The 23,826-nt window shown below is 45.0% G+C and carries 23 protein-coding genes; 19 read left to right on the top strand and 4 right to left on the bottom strand.

Translation table 11 applies throughout. The annotated features are described in order from the left end of the window. Positions 1 to 37: 37 nt before the first annotated feature. Positions 38 to 202 carry a YqaE/Pmp3 family membrane protein gene (locus C7I86_RS14490; protein WP_014407150.1) on the bottom strand — a complete coding sequence of 55 codons (165 nt, stop codon included), beginning with the start codon at positions 200 to 202 and terminating at the stop codon, positions 38 to 40. 297 nt (positions 203 to 499) lie between these two features. Here C7I86_RS14490 and C7I86_RS14485 point away from each other — a divergent pair, with 297 nt between their 5' ends. The 8 genes from C7I86_RS14485 to C7I86_RS14450 all read left to right on the top strand — a co-directional run bounded on the left by C7I86_RS14485 (position 500) and on the right by C7I86_RS14450 (position 10,994). Continuing rightward, on the top strand, positions 500 to 877 hold the full coding sequence (locus C7I86_RS14485; RefSeq protein WP_010873954.1) for a DUF4189 domain-containing protein: 378 nt from the start codon (positions 500 to 502) through the stop codon (positions 875 to 877). Positions 878 to 954: 77 nt separating this feature from the next. Beyond that, positions 955 to 2,472, top strand: a complete 1,518-nt coding sequence (locus C7I86_RS14480; protein WP_010873953.1) for a protein kinase — start codon at positions 955 to 957, stop codon at positions 2,470 to 2,472. Positions 2,473 to 2,489: 17 nt separating this feature from the next. Continuing rightward, a complete protein-coding gene (locus C7I86_RS14475; RefSeq protein WP_199303669.1) occupies positions 2,490 to 3,359 on the top strand; it encodes a D-alanyl-D-alanine carboxypeptidase family protein in 870 nt (289 codons plus the stop codon). A 59-nt stretch (positions 3,360 to 3,418) separates the two neighbouring features. Continuing rightward, positions 3,419 to 5,785: an ATP-binding cassette domain-containing protein gene (locus C7I86_RS14470; protein ID WP_223211301.1), complete on the top strand. Its 2,367-nt coding sequence runs from the start codon at positions 3,419 to 3,421 to the stop codon at positions 5,783 to 5,785. 287 nt (positions 5,786 to 6,072) lie between these two features. Then, complete coding sequence (locus C7I86_RS14465) at positions 6,073 to 8,727, top strand: PAS domain-containing protein (protein ID WP_010873950.1); 2,655 nt, start codon at positions 6,073 to 6,075, stop codon at positions 8,725 to 8,727. A gap of 47 nt (positions 8,728 to 8,774) precedes the next feature. Continuing rightward, a complete protein-coding gene (locus tag C7I86_RS14460) occupies positions 8,775 to 9,077 on the top strand; it encodes a hypothetical protein (protein ID WP_010873949.1) in 303 nt (100 codons plus the stop codon). Continuing rightward, a complete protein-coding gene (locus C7I86_RS14455; RefSeq protein ID WP_010873948.1) occupies positions 9,046 to 9,513 on the top strand; it encodes a DUF1348 family protein in 468 nt (155 codons plus the stop codon). Before C7I86_RS14460 ends, C7I86_RS14455 begins: the two co-directional genes overlap by 32 nt. A gap of 371 nt (positions 9,514 to 9,884) precedes the next feature. After that, entirely contained in the window at positions 9,885 to 10,994 is a 1,110-nt protein-coding gene (locus tag C7I86_RS14450; protein WP_010873947.1) for a LuxR C-terminal-related transcriptional regulator, read from the top strand. Here C7I86_RS14450 and C7I86_RS14445 read toward each other — a convergent pair. Next, complete coding sequence (locus C7I86_RS14445) at positions 10,967 to 12,217, bottom strand: MSMEG_0569 family flavin-dependent oxidoreductase (protein WP_010873946.1); 1,251 nt, start codon at positions 12,215 to 12,217, stop codon at positions 10,967 to 10,969. The two genes, C7I86_RS14450 and C7I86_RS14445, sit on opposite strands and share 28 nt — an antisense overlap. Before the next feature lie 464 nt (positions 12,218 to 12,681). On the opposite strand from C7I86_RS14445, the gene C7I86_RS14440 reads away from it, so the two are divergent. The 7 genes from C7I86_RS14440 (at position 12,682) to C7I86_RS19540 (ending at position 17,451) form a co-directional block, all read left to right on the top strand. Further along, the gene (locus tag C7I86_RS14440; RefSeq protein WP_010873945.1) at positions 12,682 to 13,164 is read left to right on the top strand and encodes an MSMEG_0572/Sll0783 family nitrogen starvation response protein; all 483 of its coding nucleotides are present in this window, start codon (positions 12,682 to 12,684) and stop codon (positions 13,162 to 13,164) included. A 152-nt stretch (positions 13,165 to 13,316) separates the two neighbouring features. Continuing rightward, on the top strand, positions 13,317 to 14,342 hold the full coding sequence (locus tag C7I86_RS14435) for a Nit6803 family nitrilase (protein WP_014407149.1): 1,026 nt from the start codon (positions 13,317 to 13,319) through the stop codon (positions 14,340 to 14,342). 30 nt (positions 14,343 to 14,372) lie between these two features. Then, complete coding sequence (locus C7I86_RS14430) at positions 14,373 to 15,461, top strand: MSMEG_0568 family radical SAM protein (RefSeq protein WP_010873943.1); 1,089 nt, start codon at positions 14,373 to 14,375, stop codon at positions 15,459 to 15,461. Further along, positions 15,415 to 15,993 carry an MSMEG_0567/Sll0786 family nitrogen starvation N-acetyltransferase gene (locus tag C7I86_RS14425; protein WP_010873942.1) on the top strand — a complete coding sequence of 193 codons (579 nt, stop codon included), beginning with the start codon at positions 15,415 to 15,417 and terminating at the stop codon, positions 15,991 to 15,993. The genes C7I86_RS14430 and C7I86_RS14425 overlap by 47 nt, the downstream gene beginning before the upstream one ends. Before the next feature lie 9 nt (positions 15,994 to 16,002). After that, positions 16,003 to 16,971, top strand: coding sequence for a sll0787 family AIR synthase-like protein (locus tag C7I86_RS14420; RefSeq protein WP_010873941.1), 969 nt, complete (start codon positions 16,003 to 16,005; stop codon positions 16,969 to 16,971). A 3-nt stretch (positions 16,972 to 16,974) separates the two neighbouring features. Continuing rightward, a complete protein-coding gene (locus C7I86_RS14415; RefSeq protein ID WP_010873940.1) occupies positions 16,975 to 17,265 on the top strand; it encodes an MSMEG_0570 family nitrogen starvation response protein in 291 nt (96 codons plus the stop codon). A gap of 12 nt (positions 17,266 to 17,277) precedes the next feature. Next, complete coding sequence (locus tag C7I86_RS19540) at positions 17,278 to 17,451, top strand: transposase (RefSeq protein ID WP_080504064.1); 174 nt, start codon at positions 17,278 to 17,280, stop codon at positions 17,449 to 17,451. Here the strand turns inward: C7I86_RS19540 and C7I86_RS14405 are convergent. Further along, a protein-coding gene (locus tag C7I86_RS14405; protein ID WP_230401101.1) for an IS5 family transposase occupies positions 17,446 to 18,194 on the bottom strand; the annotation gives its coding sequence in 2 pieces (ribosomal slippage) (positions 17,446 to 17,915 and positions 17,915 to 18,194; 750 coding nt in all). The two genes, C7I86_RS19540 and C7I86_RS14405, sit on opposite strands and share 6 nt — an antisense overlap. A 221-nt stretch (positions 18,195 to 18,415) precedes the next feature. Here C7I86_RS14405 and C7I86_RS14400 point away from each other — a divergent pair. From C7I86_RS14400 to rppB, 3 genes are read left to right on the top strand one after another with little or no spacing between them, the layout of a single operon-like run. After that, positions 18,416 to 19,006 (top strand): DUF305 domain-containing protein, encoded by a 591-nt coding sequence (locus C7I86_RS14400; protein ID WP_010873937.1) that lies wholly within the window; start codon positions 18,416 to 18,418, stop codon positions 19,004 to 19,006. A 6-nt stretch (positions 19,007 to 19,012) separates the two neighbouring features. Beyond that, the gene (gene rppA / locus C7I86_RS14395) at positions 19,013 to 19,711 is read left to right on the top strand and encodes a two-component system response regulator RppA (protein ID WP_010873936.1); all 699 of its coding nucleotides are present in this window, start codon (positions 19,013 to 19,015) and stop codon (positions 19,709 to 19,711) included. Continuing rightward, positions 19,698 to 21,074: a two-component system sensor histidine kinase RppB gene (gene rppB / locus C7I86_RS14390; RefSeq protein ID WP_010873935.1), complete on the top strand. Its 1,377-nt coding sequence runs from the start codon at positions 19,698 to 19,700 to the stop codon at positions 21,072 to 21,074. Before rppA ends, rppB begins: the two co-directional genes overlap by 14 nt. Before the next feature lie 26 nt (positions 21,075 to 21,100). On the opposite strand, the gene C7I86_RS14385 is transcribed toward rppB, so the two are convergent. Continuing rightward, positions 21,101 to 23,266, bottom strand: a complete 2,166-nt coding sequence (locus tag C7I86_RS14385) for a heavy metal translocating P-type ATPase (RefSeq protein ID WP_010873934.1) — start codon at positions 23,264 to 23,266, stop codon at positions 21,101 to 21,103. A 151-nt stretch (positions 23,267 to 23,417) separates the two neighbouring features. Here C7I86_RS14385 and ziaR point away from each other — a divergent pair, with 151 nt between their 5' ends. After that, positions 23,418 to 23,816: a Zn(II)-sensing metalloregulatory transcriptional repressor ZiaR gene (ziaR, locus tag C7I86_RS14380; RefSeq protein WP_010873933.1), complete on the top strand. Its 399-nt coding sequence runs from the start codon at positions 23,418 to 23,420 to the stop codon at positions 23,814 to 23,816. The last annotated feature ends 10 nt before the right edge of the window (positions 23,817 to 23,826 follow it).

Here is a 23,826-nt window from a genome sequence, read left to right as displayed (position 1 = left end):
AAACTTGATCCTCTAGCCATGTTTTTATTGATACTAATTAACGTTCCCTGGCAATGACCCAAATGGCATGGACAAGACCGAGGATATACAAACCAAAAATGGTCAGCAGTAGGTTAATCCAAAAGTCTTTGCCAATACCCACTTGCAGGAAAACCCCCAGGGGCGGCAATAGAATCGCACAAATGATCTTAACAATATCCATTAGTTCACTCCAATATGTCGGGATAATTAGGTTCTTTTGACAGACCAAGGGAAAATGAGCACAGAATTGTCGCACTGACTATGCTATCCCATTGACTAATTTTGGTGAAATTAACTTTAACAGTACTACCAAAATCCAGATAAATTTTCTTCCGTTTTTCCCTTTGCTCCATGGCGATCGCCTAAGGAAAACGGCTTTAACGAAAGTTAATAAAAGAGTCCTGACGGAATGAGATCCTTTTCGTAAAACTAGGGTAATATTCCTATAAGTTTGTCTGTATGAGGCAACGATACGGCTATGAAAATTATCTTCAGTCCCAAAAACGTCCTTTCTATTTCTGGTCTGTCCCTATTGAGCACCTGCTTGGCGGCTTCCCCTGCTTTGGCTGGCTACTCGGCCATCGCCCAGGGAGTAAGGGGTTGGGGTTGGGCCACTGGTTACTCAACTATGGAAAAGGCAAGACAGGCCGCAATCCGTAACTGTCGAGGTAATGGTGGCGGAAGTTGTTCTGTTTCTACAGCAGAAAAAGATGACTGGTACTTTGTCGGTGGTTATTGTGGTGGTATGCCCTATACCGCTGCTTCTAAGCATAACTGGAATGTGGCGGCTGATATTTTAAGAAGGAAAGCCAAAAAAGATGGGAATTACAATTGTCATATTGAAGTTGAAAGATAAGTTTTTTACAGTTCAATTGATTGAATTAAAGTTGAATTTAAGTATTTCAATTTTTTGATTTTAGATAAACAAACAACATGAATGTCCAAGTACTCGACCGTTATGAAATTGTTAAATCCCTTGGTTCAGGAGGATTTGGCGATACTTTTTTAGCCAAAGATACTCAGATACCATCTCAAAAGCTGGTGGTAATAAAACGTCTTAAACCAGCCAATGCAAACAGTAATACCTCCACTGAGTTAATTCAAAAATTGTTTGAAAAAGAAGCTTCAGTGTTAGAAGATTTAGGAGAGCACAACAGTCAAATTCCCAAATTATATAGTTATTTCTCAAACGATAATGAATTTTACTTAGTCCAAGAGTATATTCAAGGAGTTAGCCTAAATGAAATTGCTCCTATTAGTTCAGAACAAGCAAAGACTATTCTTTCTTCTCTTTTAACTACCCTTAAATACATTCATAGCAAAGGAATTATTCACCGAGATATTAAGCCAGAAAATATTATTTTGCGGGACAGTGATCACTTACCCGTTCTGATTGATTTTGGTGCTGTTAAGGAAACTATGGGGGCTGTTACTTTAGGCTCAGGTTCTACTGTTAGCTCTGTAGTTATTGGCACTAGGGGATTTATGGCTCCTGAACAAAGTTCGGGACGTTCTGTTTTCAGCACCGATCTTTATGCTTTAGGACTGACTATTATTTACACTCTTACCAAGAAGTTGCCAGTTGAATTTTCTAGCGACCAGCAAACAGGCCAATTAGACTGGCAAAGTCATGTATCTAAAATCGATTCTGTCTTGGCTAAAGTAATCAATAAAGCCATAGAAATGGAGCCTAGTCGTCGTTATTCCAGTGCCGAAGCAATGTATCAGGCTCTACACTCCTTAATTAGTTCTGGGGCTGAGCCAGCACTTCCAATGGAAACTGTTCGAGTTGCACCTAGTAATGAATTTTTAGTCACGAGAAGTTCCACCAAAACGGCTGAAACTGTTGTTAAGCCCGTCGGTAACTCTCATAATAACTACTCGAACAACAATGGAAAATCAAAAATTGCAACGCTGTTAACTGTTCTTATTGGGATTATTGTGGTCACTGCTGGTTTAGGAGGTGGGTTTATAATTACTCAACAAATTAAAGAAGCTGAAGCTAGGGCGGCTCAAGCTGAAAAAGAAAAACAGGAAGCAGAGCAAAAACGAATAGAAGCAGAGCAAAAAATTGCCGAGAATGAAAAACGTCAAAGGGAATTAGAACAAAAACGAGTAGAAGAAGAACGTCAAAGACTAGCTGCTGAGGCCGAACGAGCTAAGCAAGAAAGGCAGCGTTTAGCCGCAGAAAGACAGAGAGTTCAAGTTTTAGCAAATCAGGCAAAGGCTATGGCCAGCGGTGCTAGCGCAACTATTGGAGGAATTCCTGGATCTAAAAATATTCGCTCTGGTCCGGGAACAGATTATGGCGTTATTACTCAAGGCTATACAGGTGAGGGTTTAGACATCTTAGATAGTAGTACTGATTCCAGTGGCCATGTTTGGTATAAAGTTTATCACTATGGTTCAGGATCAACGGGGTGGATTGCCAGTCAATTAGTAAACTTTTAGACTTGATTCTAAGGAAAATGCTAAAATTTTTAAAAAATAACTTTCAATTGGTAAACTTTTTTGTTGCCGCTCTGTTAGTGGGAATGTTGTATGGTTGGTGGTACTTACCTAATGCTAAACAATTATCTATTAACGAAACTAGTGGCATTCATAATCAAGAAAAAATTCCATCTCCCCCCCCCCTTGAAGATAGAGAGCTTTCCTCTCTTCCGGTTCCCACTCCGACTCCAACTAATCTCGAACCATTAATAACTGAAGTCCCCGAAATCCAGACTAGCCCCCTATTGCCAGGACTTCCACCAGATTATGAACAATTATCCCCGCTAGCAGAACAGCAAGGATCAAGAGAAGTTCCCAACAATATTGCGGTTAAAACTAATTTAGGTCATTATTCTTTCCCTGAAAATAGCCAGCAAAGATTAGTAAAAGTAGGTGAATATTACGGCCGCAGTGAATCTTTAGATCAAGAAGCAGCCACTGCTTTTAAAAAGATGCAAGCTGATGCTCAAGTTCAAGGAGTAAGATTAACTATTATTTCTGGATTTCGTTCTATTGCCTCTCAGGATGCTTTATTTCAAAATCAAATTAAAAGAAAAGGTGGTAAAGAAGCAGCGGCAAGGTTTAGTGCCCCTCCCGGACACAGTGAACACCACACTGGCTATGCTTTAGATATAGGAGATGGTGCTAATCCAGCAAATGATTTAAAAATAAATTTTGAAAATACATCTGCTTATCAATGGTTAGCTAGAAATGCTAATCAGTATGGTTTTGAACTTTCATTTCCTCCTAACAATAGTCAAGGAGTAAGTTATGAACCATGGCATTGGCGTTATGTTGCTTCACCAAGAGCAAGTCAAATTTTCATGGTGGCTCGAAGTGGTATTTGATGTCTATAATTTACAGTTTTAACTATGAATATTTTATTTTTCAATAATTTGAAATGGTCATGAATCAAAATAATAGACCATACATTATTGTCACTAATCAAGGTCAAAGCTTACCCCCTTTTGAATTAACTAAAAGTAAACATATTTTAGGTCGAGATTCCCAATTTGCCGACCTGATAGTCCCCACTGATTGGAGCATTATTAGTCGTTGTCAAGCTACTTTAGTAGAAGATCAAGGTAATTACTTTATTTATGACGGCGATCGCCTCAATCCCAGCAGTAACAAGCTATTTATTAATCATCATTTAATCACCCATGATATTGGCTACCCATTACAGAATGGAGATGTTATTAAGATTGGACAAAATATTAATATTCTTATTACTATTAAATATTTTACTCCCAATGGCTCTAGCCCTACCAATTTAACATCGCTATTATCCATCAATTTAAAGCAAAAATCTGTGGTTATTGGGCGGGACGAAACTGCCAACTTACAATTACTTTCCTCCGCAGTTTCCCGCCAACATGCTGTCCTGGATTATTTAGAGCCAAATACCTATCTTTTACACGATTACAGCACCAATGGTGTTTACGTTAATGGCACTAAAGTCAACGGTAAAATTCTGATTAACACCGCCGCCATCATCAAAATAGTTCCCTACACCCTGGTATTACAAAACGATCAATTATTCATTGCCGACACCGGGGATAATATTCGCCTTGATGCCCGCAATATCGTCCGCACTGTTCAAGGTAATCAGAGCGAAGAAATTACACTCCTTAACCAAATTTCTTTGCCCATTGAACCAGGTCAATTGGTAGCTTTAGTGGGGGGAAGTGGCGCAGGCAAATCGACTTTTATGCGGACTTTATTAGGTATTGAACCTACTACGTCTGGCACAGTTTATTTGAACGGTGAAGATCTGAGAAATAATTTTAACCTTTACCGTAATCAAATTGGTTACGTGCCCCAAAAAGATATTATCCACAGTTCCCTAACCGTAGAGGAAGCTTTGCGGTATGCGGCTAAATTAAGATTACCCCAAGATGCGGATATTGACGAAATTGTTGAGAAAACCTTGGGCCAAATTGAAATGCAGGAACGTCGCCATGTTCTGGTCAAAAAATTAAGCGGCGGCCAACTCAAACGGGTATCCATCGGCGTGGAGTTACTGGTGGATCCGAAATTATTTTTCCTCGATGAACCGACATCGGGTTTAGATCCTGGTCTAGATAAAAAGATGATGCAATTATTACGAAAGCTAGCGGATCAGGGACGAACTATTGTGTTGGTAACCCATGCCACCGGCAACATTAACCTATGCGATCGCCTGGTGTTTTTAGGCCAGGGGGGCAATTTGTGTTATTTCGGCACTTTTAGCGATGCTTGCCAATTTTTTAACCTCCATAATGGTGATTTTGCTGATGTTTATATTCAATTGGATAATCAATCAGCAGTGATCAAAGCCGCCCAACGCTATAGCCGGTCTAGCTATCAACATCAGTACATTGATCAACGGTTGGGGGTGAGTAATTCCGCTGTTGCCGCCCCTAGACCTAGTCCTCCCAGGGTATCTCCCCTGCGCCAAACCTGGATTCTGTGCCAAAGATACTGGCAAATTATGGCTAGGGATCCGGTCAATATCGGTATTTCCATTGCCACCGCCCCCATTGGCATTTTATTAATCGATCTGGCGATCGCCACTAGGGAACCATTTATTCTGGGTAGTGAAGCGGATCCCAAACTTGCGCCCCTAGCTCAGACCGTACTATTAGTATTTAGCTGTGCCGCCATCTGGGTTGGTCTCGCCAGTTCTCTCCAAGAAATTGTCAAAGAAAATGATATTTACAGCCGAGAAAGATTAGTTAATCTTAACCTGTTCGCCTATATTGCTTCTAAGGTGACAGTATTGTCAGGATTAGCGCTTTTGCAAACCCTTGCTATGGTGGTGATTATCCTCATTGCCTTCGACCATCCCCAGCCTCCCCTATTGCCCTGGGGTTTGGGGCTAATTATCACCAGTTATCTCACCCTTTTCAGTTCTATTTGCTTAGGCTTAATGGTATCTACCTTGGTCAAAAGTGAAACCCAGGCTAACACCGCTCTACCTATTTTGCTACTGCCCCAAATCATCTTCTCCGGCGTACTGTTCCAAATTAAAGGTGTGAGTCAATATCTTTCTTGGTTTATGGTCAGCCGTTGGTCTATCGGTGCCTATGGCACATTATTAGACATCAACAGTCTAGTGCCAGAGCCAGTCATTTTTCCCGATGGTACCGTATTGGAATCTCCTTTTAAAGCCACCCTAGTTTACGACCCTAGTTGGAATAATCTTTTGGTCAACTGGGAAATTTTATTACTCCAAGGTTTTGTTTGCCTCGTAGTTATTTTCCTGTTCAAAAAAAGAGAGGATATTATTTGAGAATACTGAAAACAATTAACAAAGGCTGGTTAAAAAATGTCACGAACCACTAACCACTGCCCCATCTTTTTACAAAGCGCAAGAACCAGTCCAGCTTGCTAGAATCAGGGAGGTATTACAAATTCAGCTTTACAGATAGTATTTTACACGCAAACTATTGCACTATTTGCTTGGTGGTCCGTACCTATGCCCCAATTATTACTCCCAAAACTCGAAATCTTGAAACCACCCTTGTCACTAACCTCAATTTTCAAAGCCTGAATCAATCGCTGGACTGACTGCTAGTTATGGCAATTTCCGCACAAAGTTTCATTAATGTTGCCAATGAAAGTTTAGTCTCCACGCTGGCGATCGCCGCCTTGGGATTAAGCCTGTTAGTGATCCTAAGTTTGGCCGTAATCCAGTCCATTAACCGCCCTCTCCGTCGCCTTCAACAGCAAACCCAGGCCCTGCAAAAAAGTGAAGAACGATTCCGCTTCGCCCTCGAATCAACCGATACAAGTTGGTGGGATTGGGATATCAAAACCAATGAGGTGGATTGGTCAGACACCTTTGATGCCATGGTGGGCCGCGCCCCCAACTCCTACCCCAAAAATATTGCTTCCTTCTTAAGTTTTCTCCATCCCGACGACGTAGAACCCACCCGGGCAAAGTTATACGATTCCTTAGAAAATGGGATTCCCTATAAAACCGAATTTCGCTTTGTCCACCCCGATGGGACGATTCGTTGGATTATGGCCAGAGGTATGGTGCAACGGGATGCCAATGGCCAAGCCCTGCGGATGAGCGGCATTAACCTCGACATTACCGAGCAAAAACTTGCCGAAGCCGCCCTGAAAGAAAATGAAGCCACTCTCCGCCTGGCCCTCTCTGCCGAAACCGCCAATTGGTGGAAATGGGATATCGTCAACGACCAGATGTACTCAGCTCCCTCATTCCATGATTTGCTCGGCCGCCACGGGGATGAACTACCCACAACCTGGGCCGATGCCATTGCGCTGATTTACCCGGAAGACCGGGCCAAGGTGCAAACCGCAGTGGAAGCTACCCTAAATCACGACGCGCCCTATAGGGTTGAATTTCGGATGATTCCCCCCAATGGCCAAATGGTCTGGATTGCGGATTTGGCGGCCCTGGAGCGGGATGAAACCGGTCGGCCCATTCAACTCAGCGGGATTATGATTGACATTACTGAGCGTAAACAAATTGAAGAGGCTCTCCAAAAAAGTGGACAACGGTTGCGAATGACCCTGGAATCCACCTCCACCAACTGGTGGGAAAGGGATTTAATCACCGATCAAGCCGATTGGTCCGAGCAGTCCGATCATCTTTTGGGCTATACCCCCGACAGCTACGAGAAAAACCAAGACACTTTCTACAAATTAGTCCATCCCGACGATCGGGAGCACGTCCAGGCGGGGGTTAACTTAGCTATTGCCACCGGAGAACCCTATCAAGGGGAATTTCGCCTAGTCCAGGCCGACGGGAATTGTATTTGGATTTTAGGTACCGGCCACGTAGAGTATAACGAAGCCGGCCAACCGGTCAGAATGAGTGGCTTAAATATCAACATTACCCCGCTCAAAGAAGTGCAACTGGCTTTGGCTGAACGGGAAGCGATGATGCAAGCCCTATTTGATCAAGCCTCCCAATTTACCGCTCTGTTAACCCCCACCGGGAAAGTCGTCAAAGTGAATCAACGGGCCCTGGATTTTGCTGGCATTACGGTGGATGAGATTGTCGACCAAGATTTTTGGGAAACTCCCTGGTGGCAGGCATCCGAACAGCTCAAAGCTGACCTCAAATCCGCGATACACCAGGCCGCTCAAGGGATTCTGATTCGCTATGACGTAGAAAATTTGGGCAATAATGGGCAAAAAGTTATTTTGGATTTTTCGATTCGGCCCATCTACGACACCGACCAGCGGATAATTTTTCTCCTCTGTGAAGGACGGGACATTACCGACAAATTCCGCATACAAGAGGCCTTAGCAGAAAGTGAAGAACGCTTCCGGCAAACCTTCCAAACTACGGCCGTGAGTAGTGCACTGATTTCCTTAGATGGTAAATTTCTTGAGGTCAATCCCGCCTTTTGTGAGCTGTTGGGCTATACTTCCGATGAACTGCAAGACCATGATGTGGCAGAAGTAACAGATCCCAATTGGGTGCCATTCCAAGGAGACCTAACTCAACAACTGCTCAACCGCGAAATTATGGCCTATACCCAAGAACGCCGCTATCAACACCGGGATGGGCGTTGGATTTGGGGTCTGTTGAATGTCAGTTTGGTCCGAGATGCTCAACAACAACCGCTCTATTATGTCTGCCAAATTCAAAACATTGACCCGCTCAAACAAGCCCAAGAAAAACTCCAAGAAGTCAACATTGAACTGGAACGATTGACTCAAATTGATGGCCTCACCGGAGTTTATAATCGTCGGTTCTTTGACCAGGCCTTGGAACGGGAATGGCAAATTGCTTTTCGCGAAACTGAGTCCTTAACCTTGGTGATGTTGGACATTGACTATTTCAAACTCTACAACGATACCCTCGGCCATCAAGCCGGAGACCACTGTTTACGCATTGTCGCCGCCATTTTGCAAGAATCTGTCCATCGCACTTCAGACCTAGTAGCCCGCTATGGGGGAGAAGAATTTGCCTTAATTTTACCCAGAACCGATTTATCCGGCGCGGTTATCGTTGCCCAAAGGATTAAAACTTTGATGGATGCTAAAGCGATCTCCCATCCCACCTCTGAGATTGCTAATTATGTCACTGTCAGTATTGGGATTCATTGTGCTGTACCCCGGCCTGGATTGTCCTTGGCCTCTTGGGTAAAATGTGCCGATGATGCGCTCTATCAGGCCAAGAAACGGGGTCGGAATGGCTATTTTGTCCTCGAAGATACGTCAACTTCCCCAACTAAAGTTGACGAATTATAATCTGGCCGTACCTCAATACATTTTAACGAAATTTACATACGACCATAATGCAAATTTCAATTCCCGACTCGATTCTTCAATCTATTCGACTTTCTGAACAACGCATTGAAAGGGAACTACTCAAAGAATTAGCCCTTGGTTTATATGAGGCGGCCACCAAATGCGGAGTTCTAGCCATTAGTGGTCTTTCGGACACTTCTTCTGTCACTATTGGGTCAACAACCATAGATGAATTCGTAGGTTTTGCCTGCATCAACAATGAGAGTAAACAAATTCGTAAGCCGCCGTCTCTTCTAAAATTATTGGGAAATTTTAATCATGACAACACCTTTAGTTCCTCCCTTCACTAAGGAAATTGCGATCGCCAAAGTACGGATGGCAGAAAATGCATGGAATGGTCGCAACCCAGATAAAGTCTGTATGGCTTATACCGAGGATAGTTTTTGGCGTAATCGGGCGGAAGTATTCCAAGGTCGGGAAAAAATCCGTGAGTTTTTGCGTCGCAAGTGGGATAAAGAGCTAAATTATCGTCTGGTGAAAGAGCTGTGGGCGTTTGGCGAAAATCGAATTGCAGTACGATTTCAGTACGAATGGCAGGATGATGCGGGTCAATGGTATCGAGCCTATGGCAATGAAAATTGGGAATTTGATGAAGCGGGTTTAATGCGTCGTCGGGAAGCGAGTATTAACGACAAACCCATTGCTGAATCCGAGCGTCGTTTCTTCTGGGATGCCCCCGGCGATCGCCCATTAGATCACCCTGGTTTGATCAATACTCCAGAATAATGCCACAGCCCAAAATGTAGTTTATGTAATCTAAGAGCCTGTTTGAAAAGCCCCCCTGGCCCCCCAAATTTGGGGGGAAACTGAGTGAAAGTCCCCCAGTATTGCCGGAGCTTTAGTGGGTCGATTTAGGGGGCGGAATAAAACTTTCCAAACACGTTTTAAGGCCATGATCGTTGAGATAGGGATAAAATTTCTGCGCCTTGTCCATATAATGACTTCAGATTTTGAGTCGCAGCAGTTTTGAACTATCAATAAACCCGGGGATCATGGCGAAAATTTATCCTATGGTTCGGTGTCCATAATGTTGCTTGCAGCACTTTTCAAGATAGCTTCCTTTGATAGCGTGGATTTGATAGTGTTCTGAGCCGCTCGTGTTAGATTCTGCCCAGCTAATTTTTGATCTCCAAAAAGTAAATACGACTAGCAAGCGCATTTCTGGTTGCCTTGACACAACGGCGATTACCAAAGAAATCACCGAAGCATTAATCCATGATTTTCATTGCGTGTTTGCACGTATTTGGTTAACAGAGCCTGATGGTGCGAGTTTAAAACTGGTTGCTTCGTCAGGCTTACATACCAGTACGAATGGTAGTTTTGCCCGTGTGCCGATGGGGGCTTATAAGGTCGGTAAAATTGCCCAAAGCTGTATTCCTTTTTTAAGCAATCATCTCGCCAATGAAACCTGGGTAAAGGATCGTGACTGGGCGATCGCCAATAATATTCGCGGTTTCGCCGGTTATCCATTGGTAGGCCATGACCGTGTGATTGGTGTCTTGGCTGTCTTTAGCGAGGCTCCCTTTGTCGCAGAATTTCTGGAAGTTTTACAAGTTCTCTGTATGGCAGTGGCGATCGCCATTGATGCCGTCCGACAACTCCAGAGCGAAACAAATACGATTAATACAACCCAATTTTTAGACGATCAAATCCCTTTACCGGACGTTTTGGCAAGGCTGTTATCTCAGACAAAGCTGACCCTAATCGGCACAGAAAAAAAGCTCTCTCCCACCCTTGCATATCTATTGATCAGAACCACAGAAATTTTTAATCGACTCTCCTGTAATTATTGCCGTCTCATCTATGGGGAGATTTCGGTCACCATCGAAGCCATTGTCGAAGCATCCGTGTCAGAAGCCTTCAACACAGATGGGCGATCGCCTTTTAAAGAAATAGAATTTTTAGCCCACCATGTTGGCGGTGAATTTAGGAGTCAAAGCAGTGTAAATCAATCAATCCTGCAAATTTCGCTGCAACTCCCCTATGACGGGTTTCAAAACATCAAGCTCAACAAACATCTCCTCTCGGAGCGGGAAAAGGAAATCGTCAGCCTATTAGCCCAAGGTTTACGCGATCGCGATATCGCCGAGGAGCTTCACATCAGCGAAAGTACCGTTAAGTTTCATGTTAATGGCACCCTCCATAAACTCAACGCCAAAAATCGCTACCAAGCCATTTATCAAGCCACCGTACAAGGATTTATTTGATTAGCGGGCAGTGTTTCTCTAATTTTTTCCGCTAAATATTCCGCATCACGGGCAACCCCTGAAAATCGCCCAGAACCCCAAGTATATAACCAGGGTAAACCCAAGAAATATAGCCCCGCCACATTAGTTACACCCCGATTATGTAGAGGTTCCCCCATCGAATTAAATACAGGAACATCGACCCAAGCATAATTAAAATTAAAACCAGTGGACCAAATAACCGCATCAATTTCATCAATATTTAGGGTAAGGGGTATGGAAGTTGGTTCCCAAACGGGCTGATAGGGTGCTTCGATGGGCGCATCAAGCTGGTTTTTGGCAATATATTCATCAATGCTTTGTTTAATTCTGGCGGCCGTTGCGTCTGCTTGATCGAGATTTTCCTTGAGATTATCGGCAAATAGAATTTGATTTCCATCAATATCCTTGAGCCGTCCGTAGAGATGCATGCCCTCAAGGGCGAATTGACGCAGATCAATTTCTCTGCCACCATCACGACCGGTTAAATAGTGGTTTGTTTTGTGGCGTACCATTTCCTTTTGGGGATGCTCATCAATGGGCAGATCATAATGACCCATCAACTCTAACCACTCGACCACATCTCTCCCTCGGTAGCGGCGGGGTGAACGGGGTGCGCTGCCTGTGGCAAGGTGGACGGTTTTACCTGCTAGATGTAGGTCTTCAGCAATTTGACAGCCCGATTGACCTGTGCCAACTAATAAAATTCTATCTGGTAAGGTTTCCGGATTTTTGTAGTCCACCGAATGTAACTGGACAATATGGGGAGGTAGTTTTTTGGCGATCGCCGCAATTTTTGGCGTATGGTAGCCCCCAGTAGCAACCACCACTTGATCAGCGGTGTAGATTCCTTGGCTGGTAATCACCTCAAAAGCATCAGTCCGTTGACTCAGCTTAGAAACCTCTACCCCCTCAAGGATAGGAGCTTGGAAAGATGCCGCATAATCCTCAAGATATTGGACAATTTCGTCCTTCAGCATAAAACCCTGATCATCACCCCCCGCATAGGGAAAGCCGGGTAACCGACATTGCCAATTAGGCGTAACCAAACAAAAAGAATCCCAACGTTGATTACGCCAAGCATGACCAATTTGATTTTTCTCGAAAATAACATGGTCAATGCTTTCTTGTTTTAGGAGATAACTAATCGCTAAGCCCGCCTGTCCTCCACCGACAATAATGACGGAATAGTGGCTTTTTTTCATATTATCTACCTGTATTGAACTCTATCTTTCCTGATAATCATCAACTGTAAGCCTCGAAATTTCTAACACTTGTATGTTTCGCTACAAATTGATGATCTCTGATTCTATTAATAGGAAACATCGCAATAGTCTTGTATTTATAAGCTTTACATAGACAGACCTGTTGATTTAGATAGGTGTCTAATCATTTAAATCTTAAGCGGACATACTGAACAGAAATCCATTTCCAGGAAAATTCCAAGCCTTGAAACTCTTACTGTATCTAGATAAGAAGCATTTTTCTGGCTAAGATTATTAAGAAAAGATAATCTTCATACAAGAAATTAAGAATGGTTAAACCTATGACTTTCAATTAAAACTATTTTTTTGTGACAAATGATACAAGAATAAGGAAACTTCGCTTCTACATTGATACATGACTAATCTCAAGTCAAATCAGAATTTGAATTTAAGGAACTACAACCATGCCAGAGGTAACTAAGCCAGCTCACCAAACAGGTGATTTCTTAGTAGATTACGAGGAAAAAGTTTTTCCTGATGTCCAAGCTGAACCCGGTGAAAAAGCGCTGATTACTTTTCATACAGTGGCGTTTGAAGGCTCCATTGGCTTAGTAAATTTAATGCAAGCTAGCCGCTTAATTAAAAAAGGCTTTGAAACATCTGTTTTGCTCTATGGTCCCGGTGTTACTCTCGGTGTACAAAGGGGTTTTCCTAAGCTTGGGGATGAAGGTTTTCCGGGTCACCTGACCATGAATGAGCGTATTGTAAAAATCATGGAAGCAGGGGGTAAGGTTTATGCTTGTCGCTTTGCACTGCAAGCACTTTATGGTCATGGCGAGCCTTCTCTAATCCCCGGTATTCGTCCGATTAATCCCCTAGATGTGATGGATTTAATCTTGATGCACCGTAGGGATGGTGCGTTTATTCTTGATACTTGGACAATGTAAAAATGTGCTTGATTAAATATTTGGTGAATTATTGATAGGAGGGATGATTTGAAAATTTTGTTTTTGATTTTTGAAGTCTAATATATCAATCACTTGTTTTCAAATCATTTTTTATTTCTGAAACTATTCCAGTCGTTGTGCTGGGAAAAATCATGCTGAATTATACAAAAAATATTCGGGCAGCAGCGGCACAGATTAGTCCTGTTCTTTTTAGTCAACAAGGGACTATGGAGAAAGTTCTCGATGCGATCGCCAATGCGGCAAAGAAAGGGGTAGAACTGATTGTTTTTCCTGAAACTTTTGTGCCTTATTACCCTTATTTTTCCTTTGTTGAACCGCCGGTTTTGATGGGGAAAAGTCACCTAAAGCTTTATCAAGAAGCCGTTACTGTGCCGGGGAAAGTCACCCAGGCGATCGCCCAAGCCGCGAAAACCCATGGAATGGTCGTGGTGTTAGGGGTTAATGAGCGCGAAGAAGGCTCGCTGTACAACACACAACTGATTTTTGATGCAGATGGTGCGCTGGTGCTAAAACGTCGCAAAATCACGCCCACCTACCATGAACGGATGGTTTGGGGACAAGGGGATGGTGCAGGTCTGAGGACGGTAGATACCACGGTTGGACGCTTGGGAGCCTTGGCCTGTTGGGAACATTACAATCCCTTAGCCCGTTATGCGCTGATGGCGCAACATGAACAAATCCACTGTGGGCAATTCCCCGGATCGATGGTGGGTCAGATTTTCGCGGATCAAATGGAAGTGACCATGCGGCATCATGCTTTGGAATCCGGCTGTTTTGTGATTAATGCAACGGGTTGGTTGACAGCGGAGCAAAAGTTACAAATTACCACCGACGAAAAAATGCATCAAGCCTTGAGTGGTGGTTGTTATACGGCAATTATTAGCCCCGAAGGAAAGCATCTCTGTGAGCCAATTGCTGAGGGAGAAGGGTTGGCGATCGCCGATTTAGATTTTTCCCTCATCGCTAAACGCAAACGCATGATGGATTCGGTGGGACATTATGCCCGACCGGATCTATTACAACTAACCCTCAACAATCAGCCTTGGTCAGCCCTAGAAGCCAACCCAGTTACGCCCAATGCTATTCCGGCAGTAAGTGATCCAGAGCTGACGGAAACCATTGAGGCATTGCCCAACAATCCGATTTTTAGCCATTAAGTACAAAAATTTAAGGATTATCCCAGCGACATGAATAAGCAACGTCTCATCACAGAACTGCAATCCAAAGGGTTGCGACTGGTGGATCCAAATGCCAAAGATCTTGGGCGCAAAGGCGGTGCAGGGCCTTCAGATCATCGGGCAGTGACGGTGGATGGGACGACGGTGATGGTGCCAATCTATACTTCCACCGCTGCGGCATCGCCCTACAGTATCAACCTTGCATCCATGCCCCCAAAGACGGTTTTGAGCAAAGGGGACGAAGAGATTGCGGCGATCGCCCTGCCCCGTCAACCTAAATTCTATGATTTGAAGACAGCAGATGGTATTCCCTATTCGCACATTGCGCTACTGCACAGCAACAATGTTTTAGCGACGACGGTTCAGCAAACCTGTATACGTTATCGCGATGAGTCCACTGTTTGTCAATTTTGCGCCATAGAAAAATCCCTTGATGCAGGTCGCACGATCACCCGTAAATTACCGGAGCAGTTAGCCGAGGTCACAGAAGCCGCAGTCCGGTTAGACGGTATCGAACAGGTGATCATGACAACGGGGACACCCAATTCAGGCGATCGTGGTGCAGCCTACCTTACAAAATGTGCAGCAGCCATTAAAGCGCGGGTCAATATTCCCATTCAGGCCCAGTGTGAACCCCCCGATGATTTTATTTGGTTCGAGCGCATGAAAGCCGCTGGCGTCGATAGTTTGGGAATGCATCTCGAAGCGGTTGATCCGGATGTTCGTGCCAAAATTATGCCCGGAAAAGCCGAGGTTCCAGTTTCCTACTATTACGAAGCTTACGAAGCCGCCGTTAAAGTCTTCGGTTGGGGACAGGTCAGCACCTATCTCTTAGCAGGGCTGGGAGATAGCTTTGAAACTTTGGTAGAAGCCTCGGAAAAGCTGGTCAATATGGGCGTTTACCCTTTTGTTGTTCCCTTCGTCCCCATTTCCGAAACACCTTTAGCAAATCACCCTGCGCCGGACAGTGATTTTATGTTTGCCCTGTATCAGAGGGTCGGCACAATCATTAAGCAATCGCAGATTTCTTCAGTAGATATGAAGGCCGGCTGTGCGAAATGTGGCGCTTGTTCAGCATTATCAACATTTGCAAAATAGAGAGCTTTTTACGATGTCAAACAATCGTTTTCAGTTTGAACTGGCAGAATCTGCGGCAGAAATTCAAGGGTATTTTGCCCTACGCAGAGCAATTTTTTGTGAGGAACAGGGCATTTTTGCCGGACATGATTTTGATGAGACGGATCAGTTTGCCTATCCAATTGTTGCCCTAGATACGGAGACTCCTGGTAAACCTACAGTAGTAGGTGCGGTGCGGATTTATGAAAATGAACCGAATGTCTGGTATGGCGGTCGGCTAGGAGTACATCAAAATTACCGGCGAGTGGGTCGCATTGGCAAGGGTTTGATTTATAAAGCTGTTACCGCTGCCCATGGTTGGGGTTGTACTAAGTTTTTCGCGACGGTGCAATTGCAAAATGTGCGTTTTTTTCAGCGACAACATTGGCATTCCCTTCAGGAAATTGAGATCTGCGATCGCCCCCATCATTTAATGGAAGCGGACTTAGATTTTTATCCCCCCGTGGTCTATAGTCGACCGAAGCTCGATCTTGCTTTATTGCAGGTTTCTTAAATCTCGGTTATGTTAACTGACTTAATTATTGAACTACAGCAAACCCTTGGCATTTTGCACAAGCAGGATATTCAATTGGCATCCCGTCAAGGTCAACAGCGATTGATCGGGGATGGTGAGGCGATTCGATTAGGTGATGATTGCGCTGCAATTCCAGACGAGAATGGCTATCTACTCCTTGCGGCTGAGGGGATGGCTCCCAGTTTAATTACCCAAGATCCTTGGTTTGCAGGGTGGTGCAGTGTTTTGGTCAATGTCAGTGATATTTATGCCATGGGGGGCAGGCCGATCGCCGTGGTGGATGCCCTATGGAGTAAGTCTTCTGACCAAGCTCAGCAAATTTGGGCAGGGATGCAAGCCGCTTCGGCTCGATTTAATGTGCCCATTGTGGGCGGCCATACCAATACCCACAGTGGTTATGATGCCTTGGGAGTGGCGATTTTAGGTCGGGCAAAGTCTTTAATCACCAGCTTTGATGCCCAGGTAGGCGATCGCCTGATTCTTGTAAGCAATTTTCAAGGCAAACCGCGACCCAATGCGCCCTATTGCTGGGATGCAGCAACGATGGCAGAAACAGAAACTTTGCAAAAACACTGGGATCTTTTACCCTACCTGGCCGAAAACAAGCTATGTGATGCGGGGAAAGATGTCAGTATGGGCGGCATTATTGGTACAGCATTAATGCTTTTAGAAACATCAAAATGTGGCGCAATCCTCGACCTTGATGCCATTTCCTGTCCGGCGGGTCTAGATTTTAGGCAATGGCTACTTAGTTTTCCGAGTTATGGTTTTTTGCTGAGCGTGCGTCCTCAGTTCGTCAAAACGGTCAAGGCTTGTTTTCAGGCTGAAGGTTTAATAGCAGAGGCGATCGCCACGATACAACCGGGTCATAATCTCACCCTTAAACTAGGTTCAGAGTCCCAACTATTTTGGGATTTGCAGCAAAACCCCCTCACTGGCTTTACCGGAGATTCATAAACAATGCCCGAAGTTACATTTGACATCGTTTGGCCCGATGGTTCAGAGGATCAGTTTTATTCACCCTCCACAGTGGTCAATCAATATTTTCAGTCTGGTCAAACCTACGAATTGGCAGATTTTGTGCAGCGATCACAGAAATCTTTAACCCTTGCCAGTGAACGGGTACGGCAAGTCTATGGCAGACCCTGCTCGATGGCGATCGCCCAACTCAAAAAAATTGAAACAAAAGCAGAGTGTTTTAGTCACAATCCCGATCCCAAAGTCACTATCCAAAATATTGACCATGACTGAAAAAATGGACACATTCAAAGAGTCGAAAATCAAGGAGAATGTTCAAATGACGAAAAAACAAGACGACAATTTACAAAGGAGCAAAAATCAGAAGCAGTAAAAATAGTAGAACAATCTGGAAAGCCCATAAGCCAAGTGGCAAGGGAAATGGGCTTGATGAAAAGTGCCCTAAGAGCCCATTTATAAAGTGGTAGAAGTAGCAGAAAGACGACGCAACATAATGGGAGTCATCACGGCATAAATAGCCGCTTCGCTCATTTCTGGTAGATGCTCATAATCCTTACTCAAACGACGATACCAGTTCAGCCAACCGAACGTCCTCTCGACAATCCATATTTTTGGTAAGATCTCAAAAGACTTCCCTGAACGACTAATCACCTGGACTTTGGCTTGAATTAAGAGCCAGATGGCTAACCCAAAGGTATCACCTCGATAACCCTGGTCTACTAACATGCTCTTGACAGACTCGAGGAGTTGAGTTCCTTCTTCAAGCAAACTCATCAGAGCATAAGCTGTGACGATGCGTTCACTTGCATTTGCTTCGGTCACTATCACTTTTAAGACTAAGCCCAGACTATCGACGATTAGGTGACACTTTCGTCCTTTCACCTTCTTACCTCCGTCAAAACCGTAGACTTCCCCCTTTTTTCGGTGGTTTTTACCGATTGGCTATCTGCCGCTATTACGCTAGGTTGAAGGCTCTTGCCACTCTGGAGGCGGCATTGCTCCAGCAGCCTTAGATTGAGCCTTTCCCACACGCCATGACGTTGCCATTTACGGTAATAGCTATAGACCGTGCTACTAGGAGGAAAGTCATGGGGTAACATTGCCCATTGACAACCCGTTTTTAGTTGGTAGTAAATACCATTACAAACCGCTCGCATATCTGTGGTTCGTGGGTGTCCTCCGGGCTTTGCGGGAGGAATCATTGATTCAACTATTGCCCATTCTGCATCGCTCAGGTCTGTTTCATAGGCTGTCGACTTTTCATGCTCTTTGTCTCCTTCTGCTCTTACTCTTAGTTTTCCTTTTTTTCTTCTCCTACTTGCTATCCATTACAAGACTTTATAAATGAGCTCTAAATTTCATCCTGATTTCATTTTGCTTTGCCAGACTGGAATTAGAGAAGGAATAGGAGGTAAGCATTCCCGTGGGTAATCAATTCTGGATATATGGGTTGGCAGGACTACTCCTCAGTGGTTCAGCGGCTGGGGTAACAGCGGTTTATCGCAATCAATCTCCACCGCAGATGATGGCCCAACAAGGCATGCACATGCAATGGACAGACCAAAGTTTTATCGAAATGATGATTCCCCACCATCAAGATGCCATTGATATGGCGGAGATGGCTCTACAAAAAGCCGAACATCCTGAACTCAAAAAGTTGGCACGGAATATTATCCGAGACCAGGAAAGGGAAATTAAAGAAATGAAAACCTGGTATCAGCAATGGTTTAAACGACCAGTGCCTGCTTTGTCGAGCCAGGGAATGATGGGAATGCACCAAGGTCACGGCATGATGGCGATGGATTTAGAGGCTTTGGCCACCGCCCAAAACTTTGACCGGGAATTTATTCGTCAGATGATTCCCCACCATCAAATGGCAGTGATGATGGCTAGCAATTTAAAAACCAATACGGAACGGCCGGAGATGGATAAATTGATGGATGACATTATCCGCTCCCAAAGTGCGGAAATTAAGCAAATGAAGCAATGGTATCAAAACTGGTATGGTCAGTGAGGAAGCATGAGACTGTTGCTGGTGGAGGATGAGCCTGATCTAGGAATGGCGCTGGAAAAAGCTCTCCGTCGCGAAAATTACGTAGTTGATTGGGTGCAGGACGGCAACCTAGCCTGGAGCTATTTAGACCAGGGCTGGGTGAACTATACCCTGGCTATTTTTGATTGGATGGTGCCGGGGTTATCAGGGTTGGAATTGTGTCAAAAACTCCGGGGCCAAAGGAGTTCTTTACCGATTCTAATGCTGACAGCGAAGGATCAAATTGCAGATCGGGTTGAGGGTTTAGATGCAGGGGCCGATGATTATTTAATCAAGCCCTTTGGCATGGCGGAACTATTAGCTCGTTTACGTTCTTTGCAACGGCGATCGCCAGAATTGCAACCCCAGCAGTTACAGGTGGGGCAATGGTGGTTGGATTATGGAACTTTTGCGGTAGTAACCCCAGAGCAAGCAAGAATTACCCTCACAGCCAAGGAGTTCCAGCTTTTGGAATACTTCATGAAACATCCCCAGCAAATTCTTAGTAGTGAACAGATTAAAAATCAACTGTGGGCGCTGTCGGCGGAATCTACCAGTAATGTCGTAGCGGCCCAGGTGCGTTTGCTCCGGCGAAAATTAGAGGAGTATAGCCATGGCAATCTCATTGAAACCGTGTATGGCTTAGGGTATCGTTTTCAGCCCCATCCAACCCATGCAGAACAATAGATTATTCAATCTATCCCGTTGGCGTTTAGCCAGTTATTACGCTGGGGTCATGGGGCTAATTTTGGGTCTTTGTGGCCTAGCGGTCTATGAAATGACTTCCCAGGATCATTGGCGATCGCTGGATCAAGAGCTTACTTCCCTAGCGGGGACTCTCCATGATGGATTGGAACCACTATTACAACAACCAGGGCAGTTAGAGCCCTCAGTTAAACAAATTTTGCCTAATCTTTGCTTAGGTACAGTAGCTTGCCCTAGGTCGCCTCAACGGAGGCATATTCTCAACGCAACCCAACAGCCGGGCTATTATGTCCGGTTTTTGGACTTAAACGGTCAATTATTAGCAACGGCAGGGGAAAATCCCCCAGGCTTAGCCTTTGAGCGGGAAACCACCCGTCAAAAACCATTAACGGATCAAAAAGGGAACCGCTATCACCAAGTTTCTTTGCTGTTAAAAACCACCACTGGTGAACCTTGGGGCTATTTAAAGGTGGGGCGCTCCTTGGTGGAATATGACCATCATTTGCACACGATCCAAGGCTTTTTAGTTTGGGGTTTACCCATTGTGATGATTGTGGTCGGTGGTGCTAGTTGGTGGTTAGCAGGCTTAGCCATGGAGCCGGTTTATCGTTCCTACCAACAAATCCAGCAGTTCACCGCTGATATTGCCCACGAATTACGTACACCGATTACGGCGATTCAGGCAACGTTGGAAACGACATTAAATGCAGAACCTAATGCTGAAGAAACCCATAGCACCTTGCAAACCTTAAAACGACAAAATTATCGTCTCAGCCATTTAATCCATGATTTATTACTCCTCTCCCGCATGGATTTAACAACAGTTAATCCGACCCAGTTTACCCTTTGTTGTCTCAATGATTTAGTTGAAGATTTAACCGAAGAATTTGCCAGTTTGGCGATCGCCGCTGGGGTATTGTTATCTGCGAAGTTAGACAATCAAGCAAATATCTGGGTCAGGGGAGAAGAAGAACAGCTTTATCGTTTGGTGGGTAATTTAATCAGTAATGCCATTCACTACACCCCAACGGGGGGCGAGGTAACCGTCATGCTTGAGACCGATAAACAGCAAGCCATCATCAAAGTCCAAGATACGGGCATTGGCATTGCTTCGGAGAATCAAAGCCGGGTTTTTGACCGTTTTTATCGGGTGGACACGGCCCGGTCTCGACAACGGGGAGGGGCAGGATTAGGCCTTGCCATTGCCCAGGCGATCGCCGTTAAGCATCAAGGTGTTTTGACTGTAGAGAGTGAATTGGGTCAGGGAAGTTTATTCACCATTCGCTTATCAATATGTCCGCCACCATACCAACAGTCCCGAGAGTGTACCAAAAATCTCACCTAACAGGGTATGGATACTGTCAATGCACTTTACTTAGCAATCCGAGTAGCATTCAAAATCGCTAACAGTGCTACTCCCACATCCGCAAACACCGCCTCCCAGAGGGTTGCCAAGCCAATGGTGCCCAGGGCGATAAAAAGTGCTTTAATCCCTAGGGCTAGGACAATGTTCTGTACAACAATTTGACGAGTTTTGCGGGCCACATGAATCGCTTCGGCCACCTTCGAGGGCGCATCGGTCATCAACACCACGTCCGCTGTTTCAATGGCAGCATCGGAGCCCAATCCCCCCATGGCTATACCGACATCGGCTCGGGCAATCACGGGGGCATCATTAATACCATCTCCTACAAATGCCAGTTTTGCTTTACCTGAAGGATCTAGCAGTTGCTCAATTTCATCGACTTTTTCTTCTGGCAATAATTCAGCAACAAAGGCATCTAAACCAATTTGCTGGGCAACGGATTGAGCTACTATTTCACTATCCCCGGTCAGCATCACGGTCTTTTCAACTCCCATGCGTTTTAGGTCTCGAATCGCTTGAACCGCATCTTCCTTAATTTCGTCGGCAATCAGAATATAGCCCCCATAGCGCCCATCTACGGCGAGATGAACCACTGTACCGGCTACGTCACAGGTATCATGATCGATTTTTTCTCGATGCAAAAGGCGATCATTGCCCGCAATGACGACTTGATTTTGCACAACGGCTCGAATGCCATGCCCAGCAATTTCTTCGTAGTCGGCCACTTCAGAGTCAGCGATCGACTGGGCATAAGCTTCGCGGATCGATAGGGCAATGGGATGAGTGGAATGGGATTCGGCTTTTGCGGCTAGGGTTAACAATTCTGATTCAGAAAATCCATTTTTGGTAACGACCTGAGTAACCTTAAATGTGCCTTTGGTTAAGGTTCCAGTTTTATCAAACACAACGGTTTTAACGGCCGTGAGGGAGTCTAAAAAGGTAGATCCCTTGATCAAAATCCCATGTTTGGCGGCTCCCCCAATGCCACCAAAATAGCCGAGCGGAATGCTGATCACCAATCCACAGGGACAGGAAATCACCAACAGAACCAAGGCACGATAAACCCAATCGGCTCGATCCGCCCCAGGGATGAACAGAGGTGGTAACAGGGCAACGGCTAACGAAAGAAAGACGATAACGGGAGTGTAGTAGCGGGCAAATTGGGTGATGAATTTCTCGGTGGATGCCTTTTTGCTAGACGCATTTTCAACCAGATCGAGCACTTTGGCGATCGAAGATTCACTAAATAGTTTGGTGACTCGAATTGTCAACACACCCGATTGGTTGATCATGCCTGCAAGAATGGTATCTCCAGGCTTAACTGTGCCGGGCACCGATTCGCCAGTCAGTGCTGAAGTATCTACCTGTGAAGTTCCCCCTAAAATCTCGCCATCCAGGGGCACTTTTTCACCCGGCTTTACCAAAATTAAGTCATCAACCTGTACCGTTTCGGGGGAAACTTGTTGCACTGTACCATTGCGCTTCAAGTTCGCGGTATCGGGACGTGCTTCCAGTAAAGCTTTGATGGAACGGCGCGATCGCCCAACGGAGTATTCTTGAAATAGCTCTCCCACTCGAAAGAACAACATCACGGCCACGGCTTCGGGGAGTTGATGAATTGCCAAGGCCCCCAAGGTGGCGATCGTCATTAAAAAGTTTTCATCAAAAATCTGCCCTCTGAGAATATTGCGTCCCGCTGTTTTGAGCACTGTCCAACCACTCAAGAGATAGGCAGGAATAATCACTGCAAATTCAGCAATCTGACCTGGCGTGTTGTGTAACGGTTGCTCGAACAAAATAGCAATGGTAAAGAGGGCGATCGCCGTCAGGACGGGCAGTAGTTCTTGTTTCAGATTAAATTCACCAGCACCATGACTATGGCTATGGCCTTCTTCCCTATGGGAGTGGGGATGTTTATGACCATTAAGCGTTACAGATGATTTTGGCTCTGCAAGGGTGTAACCCAGGGCGGCGATCCGTTCTTGAATGGTTATTTCACTGACCTGCTTGGGATCATAGGTAACAGTTAATCGTCCCGTGGCCACCGTGACAGAGGCCTCTGCTACTCCCTTCAATCTTTCCAAGCTACCTTCAATTTTTAACTTGCAACTAGTGCAGTCCATGCCGCCGACTTGCATTTGCTGAGTTTTGAGCGGTGAAGATTGGGTCATGGCGGCCAACGTGATTTAAAGAAAAACCTCCTTGAACCGTAGCACAAATCTTGAAACACCTGAAGATATGCTCAGATATTAAAGATGTTAGGATGAAAATCATTTTCTAAATCCAGTTTAAATTTTTCCCTAGCTCCTAACGCCAACCTCTATGAGTAAGTCCTCGTTGTCAAAGTCACAATCCTGCCAGAACGAAGAGATGCCCCTTTGTGATCAACCTCTTGTTCATCTTGAGCAGGTACGACAGGTTCAACCAGAGGTGATGTCATTGGACCAGGCCCAGCAAATGGCGGAGTTTTTCAGTGCACTAGCTGATCCGAGTCGGTTGCGTTTAATGTCGGCATTGGCCCGCCAAGAACTCTGTGTCTGTGATTTAGCAGCGGCGATGAAAGTGAGTGAATCGGCAGTTTCCCATCAATTACGAATTTTACGATCGCAGCGCCTGGTAAAGTATCGCCGGGTCGGCCGTAATGTTTACTACAGCTTGGCGGATAATCATGTGATGAATTTGTATCGGGAAGTTGCAGACCATTTGCAGGAATCGGATTAAGGAGATGGAC

The sequence above is a fragment of the Synechocystis sp. IPPAS B-1465 genome (genome assembly GCF_003015225.1).
GTDB lineage: Bacteria > Cyanobacteriota > Cyanobacteriia > Cyanobacteriales > Microcystaceae > Synechocystis.
The sequence above is the reverse complement of the archived record's forward strand: the minus strand, read 5'-3'. Positions and strand labels throughout refer to the sequence as shown.